Genomic DNA, 13398 nt, shown 5'->3' on the forward strand with positions numbered 1-13398 from the left:
CGTCAGACTTGCCAGGTTTCAACGCCGCGATTGACGAAATTCACCGGCGTCGCCTGCCCGCCCGCCTCGTTCAGGGCATGGAGCAGCGAGAAGCGGTGCTCGGGCGAGACGATGAAGAACATGAAGCCACCACCGCCCGCGCCCGAGACCTTGCCGGCCTGGGCGCCATTGTTCAGGGCGACCTGAAACAATTCGTCGATACGGGCGGTCGAGACGCCGGATGCCGTCAGCTGCTTGGCTTTCCAGGAATCGTTCATGATTTCCGCCATGCGCGGAATGCTGCCGACCAGAAGCGCCCGCTTCATCTCGATGGCGTCGTATTTCAGCCGGTCCATCGCTTCGATGGTGGCGCTGCCGGCCGACTTCAGGCCGGCGGTCTGGCGATCGATGATCTCGGCCGACTGGCGCGAGCGGCCGGAGAAACAGGTGACCAGCGAGCATTCGAATTCATTGGCGATGGCGTCGGACACCCGCAAGGGATTCACGATCACCCGATCGTTCGACAGGAATTCGATAAAATTCAGACCGCCGAAAGCCGCCGCGTATTGATCCTGGCGCCCGCCCGACAGGGCGAGATCGATGCGCTCGATCTCGAAGGCGAGACGGGCGACGTCATAGGGTCCGAGCGGAGCGCTGAGCACGGAGCGCATGGCATCGACAAGCGCCACGACGAGCGCCGAGGATGAACCAAGGCCCGAACCGGCCGGGGCATCGACCGTGGTCCTGATCGTCATCGGCGCGCGCCGGCCGCCGTTGAATTCCGTCATCATCCGCTGATAGACGCCGCGATGAAGGAGCAGTTTCGCGGCGCTCAGCGGCTGATCGATCTCGAAGCTCTCCTCCACCCCGGTATCGTCCGACATGAAGCACACCCTGTTGTCGGCGCGGGGGATGATCGAGGCGAAGGCATAGCGATCGATGGTGACATTGAGCACGGCGCCGCCGAACTGGTCGCAATAGGGCGACAGATCGGTGCCGCCGCCGGCAAGGCCAAGTCGAAGCGGCGCCCGCGCCCTGGTCTTCTGGAAAATCAGCCCGGCCATGGCGCTCCCCCCTTGAACGGAATCAGCCCGTCGCCCGCGATGCTACAGGACTTGCGCGGCCGGTACAGCCCGTGGCCCGTGGACACAAAAAAAGACCCGGGACGTTTTGCCGTCCCGGGCCCTTGATGTTGTCAGGACAACCGCGTTCAGGCGGCGTCGGTCGCGCTCACCGCGGGGATATCGCCGGCTTCGATCGCCGCCAGTTCCTTGTCGCGGTTGCTGGCGACTTCCTTCAGGCGGTTCATCATCGCGCCGGTGCCCGCCGGGATCAGGCGGCCGACGATGACGTTTTCCTTCAGACCCACCAGATGGTCGACCTTGCCGGCGGTCGCCGCCTCGGTCAGCACGCGGGTGGTTTCCTGGAAGGACGCCGCCGAGATGAACGACCGGGTCTGCAGCGAGGCCTTGGTGATACCCTGCAGCACGGGGCTGCCGGTCGCCGGGCGCAGGCCCAGCTTCATCGTCCGCGCGTTTTCCTCGTCGAACTCGACACGGTCCACCTGCTCGCCCTGGAGGAAGGTGGTCGCGCCCGAATCCTCGATCTCGACCTTCTGCAGCATCTGGCGAACGATCACCTCGATGTGCTTGTCGTTGATCTTCACGCCCTGCAGACGATAGACGTCCTGGATCTCGTTCACGAGATAACGGGCCAGGGCCTCGACACCCAGGACCTTCAGGATGTCATGCGGCGCCGGGTTGCCGTCGAGCAGGTAGTCGCCCTTCTGGATGATATCGCCTTCCTGAACGGCGATATGCTTGCCCTTCGGGATCAGATATTCCTGCGGATCGGAATCGTCGCCTTCCAGCGGATGCAGGATGACGCGGCGCTTGTTCTTGTAGTCCTTGCCGAATTCGACCCGGCCCGAACGCTCGGCGATGATCGCGTGGTCCTTGGGACGACGCGCCTCGAAGAGTTCGGCGACGCGCGGCAGACCGCCGGTGATGTCGCGGGTCTTGGCCGATTCCAGCGGAATACGGGCAAGCACGTCACCGGCATTGATCTTGCCGCCGTCCTCGACCGAGAGAATGGCGCCGGCGGCCAGGAAGTAACGCACTTCCGTGCCGTTCGGCTGCAGGATCGGATGCCCCTTCTCGTCGCGCAGGCCGATACGCGGACGCAGGTCCGAGGTCTTCGGCTGGCCGCGCCAGTCGATGACTTCCTTGTTGGCGATCCCGGTCGCCTCGTCCGTCGCCTCGCGCATCGAGACGCCTTCGACGAGATCCATGTAGGCCGCGTAACCTTCGCGTTCCGAGATGATCGGCAGGGTCCGGGGATCCCACTCGACCAGCTTCACGCCCTTGGTCACGCTCTGGCCTTCGTCGAAGAACAGGCGCGCGCCATAGGCGACGCGATGGCGGGCACGTTCGCGGCCGTTGGCATCGACCAGGATGAGTTCGCAATTGCGGCTCATCACGACCATGCGCTTCGAGCTGTCGACGACGATGTGACGGTTGTTGATCTTGATCGTGCCGTCGATCGTCGCCTCGACGCTGTTCTTTTCCGAGAACTGCGCCGCGCCGCCGATGTGGAAGGTACGCATGGTGAGCTGCGTGCCCGGCTCGCCGATCGACTGCGCCGCGATGACACCCACGGCTTCGCCCATGTTGACGGGCGTGCCCCGGGCCAGATCCCGGCCATAGCAACGGGCGCAGGCACCGCCATCCGCCTCGCAGGTCAGGACCGAGCGGATCAGCACCGACTGGACGCCGGCCTTGGTCACGCGCTCGACGTCATCCTCGAGGATCATCTCGCCGGCCGCGACCACGAGGGCCGAGGTCGCGGGGTCGACGATGTCGATCGCCGCGGTACGGCCGAGGATCCGGTCGCCCAGGGGCTCGATCACATCGCCGCCTTCGACGACTTCGGTCACGGTCAGGCCGTTCGAGGTGCCGCAATCGTCGACGACGATGATGCAGTCCTGCGCCACGTCGACCAGACGGCGGGTCAGGTAACCCGAGTTCGCCGTCTTCAGCGCGGTATCGGCCAGACCCTTGCGGGCACCGTGGGTCGAGTTGAAGTACTCGAGAACCGACAGACCTTCCTTGAAGTTCGAGATGATCGGCGTCTCGATGATTTCACCCGACGGCTTGGCCATGAGGCCGCGCATCCCGGCGAGCTGCTTCATCTGCGCCGCCGAACCACGAGCGCCCGAATGGGCCATCATGTAGATCGAGTTGATCGGCTTGGCGCGGCCCGTGGCCTCGTCGATCACGACCGACGAGATTTCCTTCATCATCTCGTCGGCGACCTTGTCGGTGCACTGGGCCCAGGCGTCGATGACCTTGTTGTACTTCTCGCCCTGGGTGATCAGACCGTCGAGATATTGCTGCTCGTATTCCTTGGCCTGTTCCTGCGTGGCCGCGACCAGCGCGTCCTTCGCCTTCGGAATGACCATGTCGTCCTTGCCGAAGGAAATGCCGGCGCGGCAGGCATGGGCATAGCCGAGCGCCATCAGGCGATCGGCGAAAATCACCGTCTCCTTCTGGCCGCAATGGCGGTAGACGGTATCGATGACGGTCGAAATGTCCTTCTTGGTCAACAGCTTGTTGATCATCGAGAAGGGCACGTTCTTGTGCCGCGGCAGCAGCTCGGACAGCAGCATGCGGCCCGGGGTGGTCTCGACGCGAACGACGATCGGATCACCATTGCCGTCGACCGTGTGCAGGCGCGCGCGGATCTTGGTGTGCAACGTGACCGACTTCGAATCGAGCGCCGCCTGGATCTCGTTGATGTTGGCGAAGGCCATGCCGTCGCCCGGCTCGTTCGGCCTCTCCATCGTCAGGTAATAGACGCCGAGGACGATGTCCTGCGACGGCACGATGATCGGCTTCCCGTTGGCGGGGCTGAGGATGTTGTTGGTCGACATCATCAGCACGCGGGCTTCGAGCTGGGCTTCGAGCGACAGCGGCACGTGAACCGCCATCTGGTCGCCGTCGAAGTCGGCATTGAAGGCCGCGCAGACGAGCGGATGCAGCTGGATCGCCTTGCCTTCGATCAGCGTCGGCTCGAAAGCCTGGATGCCGAGACGGTGCAGCGTGGGCGCCCGGTTGAGCATGACCGGATGTTCGCGGATCACCTCTTCGAGGATGTCCCAGACCTCCGGCCGCTCCTTCTCGACCATCTTCTTCGCCATCTTGATCGTGGTGGCGATGCCCTTCATGTCCAGCTTGGCGTAGATGAAGGGCTTGAAGAGTTCGAGCGCCATCTTCTTCGGCAGGCCGCACTGGTGGAGCTTCAGCTCCGGCCCGACGACGATGACCGAACGACCCGAATAGTCGACGCGCTTGCCGAGGAGGTTCTGGCGGAACCGGCCCTGCTTGCCCTTCAGCATGTCCGAGATCGACTTCAGCGGACGCTTGTTGGCGCCCGTGATCACCCGGCCGCGACGGCCGTTGTCGAACAGGGCGTCGACCGCTTCCTGCAACATGCGCTTTTCGTTGCGGACGATGATGTCCGGCGCGCGCAGCTCGATCAGACGCTTCAGGCGGTTGTTGCGGTTGATGACGCGGCGGTACAGGTCATTCAGATCCGAGGTCGCGAAGCGGCCACCGTCCAGCGGCACCAGCGGGCGCAACTCGGGCGGGATCACCGGCACGACGGTCAGGATCATCCATTCCGGACGGTTGCCGGATTCGATGAAGGACTCGATCAGCTTCAGGCGCTTCACGATCTTCTTCGGCTTGGCTTCCGACGTCGTGGTCGCGAGTTCCTGGCGCAGTTCGTCGCGCTCGCCCTCGAGGTCGAGCTTTTCGAGCATCTTGCGGATCGCCTCGGCGCCGATGCCGGCCTCGAAGCTGTCCTCGCCATACTCGTCCTGAGCGCGGATGAAGTCTTCCTCGTTGAGAAGCTGGTTACGCTTCAGCGCGGTCAGACCCGGCTCGGTCACGACGTAATTCTCGAAATAGAGAATCCGTTCGAGATCCTTCAGGGTCATGTCCATCAGAAGGCCGATGCGCGACGGCAGCGACTTCAGGAACCAGATGTGCGCGACGGGCGAAGCCAGTTCGATATGGCCCATGCGCTCGCGCCGGACCTTCGACAGGGTGACCTCGACGCCGCATTTCTCGCAGGTGATCCCGCGATACTTCATGCGCTTGTACTTGCCGCACAGGCACTCGTAGTCCTTGATCGGCCCGAAGATCTTGGCGCAGAACAGGCCATCCCGCTCCGGCTTGAAGGTGCGGTAGTTGATCGTCTCCGGCTTCTTGATCTCGCCATGGGACCAGGCGCGGATCTTTTCGGGGCTGGCGATCGAGATCTTGATCTGATCGAAGGCCTGGGTACCGGGGGCGTGGCCGAACAGGGCCATAACCTCTTGGTTCATCACTTTGCTCCCTCATGCGGCGCGGGCATACCCGACGCCGCTCGGTTGCGGAAAATCATGGTCGACAATTCAGGCATCGGCAAGGACACCGCGCTTACGCGCTGCCCTTGCCGCCCATGTCGACGTTGAGGCCGAGAGACCGCATTTCCATGACGAGGACGTTGAAGGACTCGGGAATACCGGCCTCGAAATTGTCCTCGCCGCGCACGATCGCCTCATAAACCTTGGTGCGGCCCGCGACGTCGTCCGACTTCACGGTCAGCATTTCCTGCAGCGTGTAGGCGGCGCCATAAGCCTGGAGCGCCCACACTTCCATTTCGCCGAAGCGCTGGCCACCGAACTGGGCCTTGCCGCCCAGCGGCTGCTGGGTGACGAGGCTGTAGGGGCCGATCGACCGGGCGTGGATCTTGTCGTCCACCAGGTGATGCAGCTTCAGCATGTAGATGTAACCGACCGTGACCTTGCGGTCGAAGGTCTCGCCGGTCCGGCCGTCGATCAGCGTGCTCTGACCCGAGGAGGCGAAGCCCGCCATCTTCAGGTAGTCCTCGATGTCGGACGGCTGGGCGCCGTCGAACACCGGGGTCGCGATCGGCACGCCGCGGCGCAGATTGTCCGCCATCTCCAGCAGCTGGCTGTCCTCGAGAGGCTCGATCTTCTCGGCGTATTCGGTCGCCGAATAGATGGTCTGCAGCTTCTCGCGGAGGGTGATCGCTGCCGCGTTGCCGCGACGGATCTTGTCCGCCACTTCGCCGATCTGGCGGCCGAGACCGGCCGTGGCCCAGCCAAGGTGGGTTTCCAGGATCTGCCCGACGTTCATGCGCGAAGGCACGCCGAGGGGGTTCAGCACGATGTCGACATTGGTGCCATCCTCGAGATAGGGCATGTCCTCGCGCGGCATGATCCGCGAGATGACGCCCTTGTTCCCGTGACGGCCGGCCATCTTGTCGCCCGGCTGCAGCTTGCGCTTCACCGCGACGAAGACCTTGACCATCTTCATCACGCCCGGCTGCATCTCGTCGCCGCGCTGCAGCTTCTCGACCTTGTCCTCGAAACGCTTCTGCAGACGGTCCTTGGCTTCGTCGAAGTGCTTCTTCAGCGCCTCGATATCGAGGTTGGTCTGCTCGTCGCCCTTGATCGCGACCTGCCACCACTGACCCTTGGTCAGTTCGGACAGGCCCGCTTCGTCGACGGTCAGGCCGGACCGCATCCCCTTGGGACCCGACGCCACGGTCTTGCCCAGCAGCAGGACCTTGAGACGGCCATAGACGTTACGCTCCAGGATCGCGAGTTCGTCGTCGCGGTCCTTGGCCAGGGTCTCGATCTGCTCGCGCTCGATCGCCAGGGCGCGTTCGTCCTTGTCGACGCCGTGACGGTTGAAGACGCGGACCTCGACCACCGTGCCGGCGACGCCCGGCGGCAGACGCAGCGAGGTGTCGCGGACGTCCGAGGCCTTCTCGCCGAAGATGGCGCGCAGCAGCTTCTCTTCCGGGGTCATCGGGCTTTCGCCCTTCGGCGTCACCTTGCCGACCAGGATGTCGCCCGGCTTCACTTCGGCGCCGATGTAGACGATGCCCGCCTCGTCGAGGTTCTTCAGGCCTTCTTCACCGATGTTCGGAATGTCGCGGGTGATTTCCTCGGGCCCGAGCTTGGTGTCGCGGGCCATCACTTCGAATTCCTCGATGTGGATCGAGGTGAAGACGTCTTCCGACACGATCCGTTCCGAGATCAGGATCGAATCTTCGAAGTTGTAGCCATTCCACGGCATGAAGGCGACGAGCACGTTGCGGCCGAGCGCGAGCTCGCCCAGCTCGGTCGACGGACCATCGGCGATGATGTCGCCCTTGTTGACGAGATCGCCCACCTTCACCAGCGGACGCTGGGTGATGCAGGTGTTCTGGTTCGAGCGTTGGAACTTCAGCAGGCGATAGATGTCGACGCCCGCGGCGGCCGGATCCGTCTCCTCGGAGGCCCGCACCACGATACGAGTGCCGTCGATCTGGTCGACGACGCCGGAACGCCGGGCGACCTGGGTCACGCCGGAATCGCGGGCCACCGTCGCTTCCATGCCGGTGCCGACCAGCGGCGCTTCCGCCTTGATCAGCGGCACGGCCTGGCGCTGCATGTTCGAGCCCATGAGGGCGCGGTTCGCGTCGTCATTCTCGAGGAAGGGAATGAGCGCGGCGGCGACCGACACCAGCTGCTTGGGCGAGACGTCCATCAGCTGGATCGCGGAGGGCAGACGCATCTCGAACTCGCCCGCCTCGCGGCAGGACACGAGATCGGCGGTGAAGCGGCCTTCCTCGTCCAGTTCGGCGTTGGCCTGGGCGATCGTGTATTTGCCCTCTTCCATCGCCGACAGATAGACGACCTCGTTGGTCACCTTGTGGTCGATCACCTTGCGGTACGGCGTCTCGATGAAACCATACTGGTTCACGCGGGCATAGGTCGCCAGCGAGTTGATCAGACCGATATTCGGGCCTTCCGGCGTCTCGATCGGGCAGATACGGCCGTAATGCGTCGGATGCACGTCGCGCACCTCGAAGCCGGCGCGCTCGCGGGTCAGACCGCCCGGGCCAAGCGCCGAGAGGCGGCGCTTGTGGGTGATTTCCGACAAGGGATTGGTCTGATCCATGAACTGCGAGAGCTGCGACGAGCCGAAGAATTCGCGAACCGCTGCGGCGGCGGGCTTCGCGTTGATCAGGTCGTGCGGCATCACGGTCTCGATCTCGACCGAGGACATGCGCTCGCGGATCGCCCGCTCCATGCGGAGAAGGCCGATACGATACTGGTTCTCCATCAGCTCGCCGACCGAGCGGACACGACGGTTGCCGAGGTGATCGATGTCGTCGATCTCGCCGCGGCCGTCCTTCAGCTCGACCAGGGTCTTGATGACCGCGAGGATATCTTCCTTGCGCAGGGTGCGCTGGGTATCCGGCGTCTCGAGGCTGAGGCGCGAGTTCATCTTCACCCGGCCGACGGCCGAGAGGTCGTAACGCTCCTCGTCGAACAGCAGGCCGAGGAACAGCGACGACGCGGTGTCGAGGGTCGGCGGCTCGCCCGGGCGCATGACGCGATAGATTTCGATCAGCGCCTGCTCGTAGGACTGGCTCTTGTCCGCCATCATGGTGTTGCGGATATAGGGGCCGACCGAGACATGGTCGATGTCGAGGGCATGGAATTCCTCGACGCCCGATTCCTCGAGCAGCTTGACGGCCGCTTCGGTCAGTTCCTCGCCGGCCTCGATCAGGATCTCGCCGGTTTCCTCGTTGATCATGTCATAGGACGCATAGCGCCCGACGAGATCGGACGAGGACACGAACAGCTCCTCGACGCCTTCCTCGCGCAGCTTCTTCGCCATGCGCGGGGTCACCTTGGTGCCCGCCGCGACGACGACCGCGCCGGTCTTGGCGTCGATCAGGTCGACGAGCGGCTTCACGCCGCGCAGACGCTCCGGCTCGAACGGGGTGCGCCACTGGCCCTGGCCGAGGGAACCCGAGCGGCGGAACACGATCGAGCGGTAGAAATGGTTCAGGATCTCCTCGGCGGTCATGCCGAGGGCGAACATCAGCGTCGTCGCCGGCAGCTTGCGGCGGCGATCGATGCGGACATGCACCAGATCCTTCGCGTCGAACTCGAAATCGAGCCACGAACCGCGATAGGGAATGACGCGGGCGGCGAAGAGATACTTGCCGCTCGAATGGGTCTTGCCGCGGTCATGGTCGAAGAAGACGCCCGGGCTGCGGTGCATCTGCGAGACGATGACGCGCTCGGTGCCATTGACGACGAAGGTGCCATTGGCCGTCATCAGGGGCATGTCGCCCATGTAGACGTCCTGCTCCTTGATATCGAGCACGGACTTGGCGCCGGTATCCTCGTCGGTTTCGAAGACGATCAGGCGGAGCGTGACCTTCAGCGGGGCGGCGAAGGTCATGCCGCGCTGCTGGCATTCCTCGACGTCGTACTTCGGGTGCTCGAATTCATATTTCACGAACTCGAGATGGGCGTTCTCGGAAAAGTCCTTGATCGGGAAGACCGACTTGAACACCCCCTGGATGCCCGTGTCGGTGCGCTTCTCGGCGCTCACGTCGATCTGCAGGAACTGGTCGTAGCTCGACTTCTGAACTTCGATCAGATTCGGCATGGTCGTCACTTCGGGAATACGCCCGAAGGACTTACGGACCCGCTTGCGGCCGGTGAAGGAAATCGCCATGGGACCCTCGCGACAACGTCTCTACTGCGCTTCTGGCTTGATGGGGGGCGGCGCGCAGCCTCTGCCCCTTCATCGCCCATCCGGGCCGGCCCCTCGTCGGAGGGGGAAACCGGGGGCAGGCGAACCCGCCCCCGGCAACTTCCGAAGTCGTTAAATTACTTAACGACGACCTTGGCACCGGCCGACTCGACCTGGGCCTTGATCTTCTCGGCTTCGTCCTTGGAGACGCCGGCCTTGATTTCCTTCGGCGCGCCTTCGACCAGATCCTTGGCTTCCTTGAGGCCAAGACCGGTGATGGCGCGGACTTCCTTGATCACGTTGATCTTCTTGTCGCCGGCTTCCTGCAGGATGACGGTGAACTCGGTCTGCTCTTCGACCGGGGCGGCGGCAGCGGCCGGGCCGGCGGCGGCAACGGCCACCGGAGCGGCGGCGGAGACGCCCCACTTCTCTTCGAGGAGCTTCGACAGCTCGGCGGCCTCGATGACGGTGAGGGCCGAGAGTTCTTCAACGATACGGGCCAGATCAGCCATTTTGATACGTCCTTGTAGTCAACTGGATTGGGTTGATGTGGTGGCTCACGCCGCCTGCTCTTCGTCCTTTTTGGCATAAGCCGACAGAACCCTGGCGAGCTGACCGCCCGGCGCCTGCAGCACCGATGCGATCCGCGACGCGGGCGTCTGGATCATGCCAAGGAGCCTGCCGCGAAGTTCGTCGAGCGACGGCAGCGTCGCGAGGGCCTTGACACCCTCGACGTCCAGCTGCTGACCGCCCATGACCCCGCCCTTCAGAACGAACTTGTCGTTCTTCTTGGCGTATTCGACCGCGACCTTCGCCGCGGCGACGGGATCGGTCGAATAGGCGATCGCGGTCGGGCCTTTCAGCAGGTCCGCGATGCCTTCGAACTTCGTGCCCTGGAGAGCAAGCTTGGTGAGCCGGTTCTTGGAAACCTTGAAGCTGGCACCCGCAGCGCGCATCTGGCGACGAAGATCGGTGATCTCCGAGACCTTCAGCCCGCTGTAGTGACCGACAACCACCAGGGAAGTCTCGTTGAAGACCTCCGAGAGGGTCGCGACCAGCTCCTTCTTTGCGGCTCTGTCCACCTTGTTACTCCCGAGTTACCCGGCGACACACCATGCCCCGCCGGGCTGTTTCTGCCAGAATCACGGAGAAATCCCCGCGATCCGTGACACCTGTCCCGAGAAAGACCCAATCCCAGCCCTGAGGTACGGCCCCAGGTCCGAATTCGGACTACTCCCGTCTATGCTGGCGGATTTTAAGTGCCGCGGGCAGGAACCCGTGACACACCAGCAGTCTCGGACAGGGTGGCGCTCCGTTGCCGGATCGCCTCTTCCCACCCCCTCGCGGAAGCGGGAAACCCTGAAAATCCCCCGGCCCTTCGGCCGGGAGACTCCCAATTCTTCAGAAGATCGAAGAAACGTCAGCCGACAACCGACGAAACTTCGACCTTGATGCCCGGGCCCATGGTCGAGGACACCGCCACCTTCTTCAGGTAGGTACCCTTGGCGCCCGTCGGCTTTGCGCGCGACACCGCGTCGACGAAAGCCTTGATGTTCTGCTCGAGGGCTTCCGGCGAGAAGCTGGCCTTGCCGACACCGGCCTGCAGGACGCCGGCCTTCTCGACACGGAATTCCACCTGACCGCCCTTGGCCGCCTTGACGGCGCCGGCGACGTCACCGGTCACCGTGCCCAGCTTCGGGTTCGGCATCAGGCCGCGCGGGCCGAGCACCTTGCCGAGCTTGCCGACGACGACCATCATGTCCGGCGTCGCGATGCAGCGGTCGAAGTTGATGTTGCCGGCCTGGACTTCGGCGGCGAGGTCATCGGCACCGACGATGTCGGCGCCGGCGGCCTTGGCCAGCTCGGCCTTCTCGCCCTTGGCGAAGACGGCGACGCGGACGGTCTTGCCCGTGCCGTTCGGCAGGGTGACGACGCCGCGAACCATCTGGTCGGCGTGACGCGGATCGACGCCGAGATTCAGCGCGACCTCGATGGTCTCGTCGAACTTCGCCGTGGCGCGCTCGCGGATCATCTTCACCGCGTCGGTCAGCGGATAGCTCTTCGCCGGATCGATGCCTTCGGCGGCCTTGCGCAGACGCTTTGCGATAGCCATGGGATTACTCCTTCACCGCAAGGCCCATCGACCGGGCGGAGCCGGCGATCTGGCGGGCAACGGCCTCGACGTCGTTGGAATTCGAGTCCTTGATCTTGATCGCGGCGATTTCGCGGATCTGATCCATCGAAACCGAACCGACCGTGCCCCGACCCGGGGTCGTCGAACCCTTGTTCAGGTTGGCGGCCTTCTTCAGGTAGAAGGTCACCGGCGGGGTCTTGGTCACGAAGGTGAACGACTTGTCCGAATAGACAGTGATCACCACCGGGATCGGAATCCCCTTCTCGAGGTTCGCCGTTTCCGCGTTGAACTGCTTGCAGAACCCCATGATGTTCACGCCGCGCTGGCCCAGCGCGGGGCCGATCGGCGGGGACGGGTTGGCGGCGCCAGCCTTCACCTGCAACTTGATGTAACCGTCAATCTTCTTTGCCATGACATCCCTCCTGGCCGTATCCCGAAAGCGGGAAGCGGCCGGTTGATCCGGGAGGTTGTGGGTACGGCCCCTGGTGGTCTCCCCAGGATGGCCTCCCGCACCGACCGCCGCGCCTCCTCAAGGGAAACGCGGTAGCCCCTCGCCTTTTCCCTCAGATCTTCTCGACCTGAGCGAATTCCAGTTCGACCGGGGTCGCCCGGCCGAAAATCGAAACCGCGACCTTGAGGCGCGAACGCTCGTGGTCGACATCTTCCACCACGCCGTTGAACGAGGTGAAGGGGCCGTCCGCCACCCGAACCTGTTCGCCGATCTCGTAGGTGATCGTGCTCTTGGGCCGCTCGATGCCTTCCTGCACCTGGTGCAGGATATGCTGCGCCTCACGCTCGGAAATCGGCGTCGGCTTGCCGGCGGGACCAAGGAAACCCGTGACCTTGGCGGTATTCTTGATCAGGTGATAACCCTGATCGCTCATTTCCATCTTCACCAGCACATAGCCGGGATAGAACTTGCGTTCGGCGTTCACCTTCTGGCCGCGGCGGATCTCGACCACTTCCTCGGTCGGCACCAGGACTTCCTGGATCTGATCCTGCATACCGTGCTGCTCGGCCTGCTCGCGGATCGAGCCCGCGACCTTCTTCTCGAAGCCCGAATAGGCGTGAACGATGTACCAGCGCGCTGCCATGACCTTACGCTCCGAAGCCGAGGATCAGTTCGACCAGCTTGGAAAGGCCGATATCCACTGCAAGGAAAAATATAGAGGCAACCACAACCATGACAAACACGAACAGCGTCGTGATACCGGTCTCCTTGCGCGACGGCCAAGTGACCCTGGAGACTTCCTGGCGCACCTGCCGGGCAAATTCGATCGGACTCGACTTGCTCATGCCCTGTCACTCACCCTTGCGTTCAGGAACCCCGATACCGGAGCCCCGATTTCCAACGAGCCTAGGGCCGGGATGCGGTTGCCCGCGTCCGGCCCTTTGCCCTTCGATCTGACAACCCGCCCGGATGCTCACCCGCGAAGGATGGCAGGAGTGGAGGGGCTCGAACCCCCAGCCCCCGGTTTTGGAGACCGGTGCTCTACCAATTGAGCTACACTCCTAAGGACCCGGCCAGGTATCCTTCAAACCTTACTTCTCGATCGATGCGACGACGCCGGCACCGACGGTGCGGCCGCCTTCGCGGATCGCGAAACGAAGACCGTCGTCCATGGCGATCGGAGCGATCAGCTCGACCGACATCGCGACATTGTCACC

At 63.7% G+C, this 13398-nt stretch carries 9 protein-coding genes, 1 tRNA gene and 1 pseudogene; all 11 read right to left on the bottom strand.

Annotated elements, in window-relative coordinates; translation table 11 throughout:
* Positions 1-2: 2 nt before the first annotated feature.
* The gene (locus WAZ62_RS18525) at positions 3-1043 is read right to left on the bottom strand and encodes a hypothetical protein (protein WP_422645016.1); all 1041 of its coding nucleotides are present in this window, start codon (positions 1041-1043) and stop codon (positions 3-5) included.
* A 146-nt stretch (positions 1044-1189) separates the two neighbouring features.
* Complete coding sequence (gene rpoC, locus WAZ62_RS18530) at positions 1190-5368, bottom strand: DNA-directed RNA polymerase subunit beta' (protein WP_422645017.1); 4179 nt, start codon at positions 5366-5368, stop codon at positions 1190-1192.
* A gap of 94 nt (positions 5369-5462) precedes the next feature.
* The gene (rpoB, locus tag WAZ62_RS18535) at positions 5463-9578 is read right to left on the bottom strand and encodes a DNA-directed RNA polymerase subunit beta (protein WP_422645018.1); all 4116 of its coding nucleotides are present in this window, start codon (positions 9576-9578) and stop codon (positions 5463-5465) included.
* Between the two features lie 155 nt (positions 9579-9733).
* Entirely contained in the window at positions 9734-10108 is a 375-nt protein-coding gene (gene rplL / locus WAZ62_RS18540) for a 50S ribosomal protein L7/L12 (protein WP_422645019.1), read from the bottom strand.
* A gap of 45 nt (positions 10109-10153) precedes the next feature.
* The gene (gene rplJ / locus WAZ62_RS18545) at positions 10154-10678 is read right to left on the bottom strand and encodes a 50S ribosomal protein L10 (protein WP_422645020.1); all 525 of its coding nucleotides are present in this window, start codon (positions 10676-10678) and stop codon (positions 10154-10156) included.
* A 338-nt stretch (positions 10679-11016) separates the two neighbouring features.
* Positions 11017-11709: a 50S ribosomal protein L1 gene (rplA, locus tag WAZ62_RS18550; RefSeq protein WP_422645021.1), complete on the bottom strand. Its 693-nt coding sequence runs from the start codon at positions 11707-11709 to the stop codon at positions 11017-11019.
* Positions 11710-11713: 4 nt separating this feature from the next.
* Positions 11714-12142 (bottom strand): 50S ribosomal protein L11, encoded by a 429-nt coding sequence (gene rplK / locus WAZ62_RS18555; RefSeq protein ID WP_422645022.1) that lies wholly within the window; start codon positions 12140-12142, stop codon positions 11714-11716.
* 151 nt (positions 12143-12293) lie between these two features.
* On the bottom strand, positions 12294-12824 hold the full coding sequence (nusG, locus tag WAZ62_RS18560; RefSeq protein ID WP_422645023.1) for a transcription termination/antitermination protein NusG: 531 nt from the start codon (positions 12822-12824) through the stop codon (positions 12294-12296).
* 4 nt (positions 12825-12828) lie between these two features.
* Positions 12829-13026, bottom strand: coding sequence for a preprotein translocase subunit SecE (secE, locus tag WAZ62_RS18565; protein WP_422645024.1), 198 nt, complete (start codon positions 13024-13026; stop codon positions 12829-12831).
* 142 nt (positions 13027-13168) lie between these two features.
* Positions 13169-13244, bottom strand: a tRNA-Trp gene (locus WAZ62_RS18570).
* Positions 13245-13272: 28 nt separating this feature from the next.
* Positions 13273-13398: pseudogene (gene tuf / locus WAZ62_RS18575) on the bottom strand (elongation factor Tu); the annotation flags it as partial.

This window comes from Zavarzinia sp. (assembly GCF_049306435.1).
Classification (GTDB): domain Bacteria; phylum Pseudomonadota; class Alphaproteobacteria; order Zavarziniales; family Zavarziniaceae; genus Zavarzinia.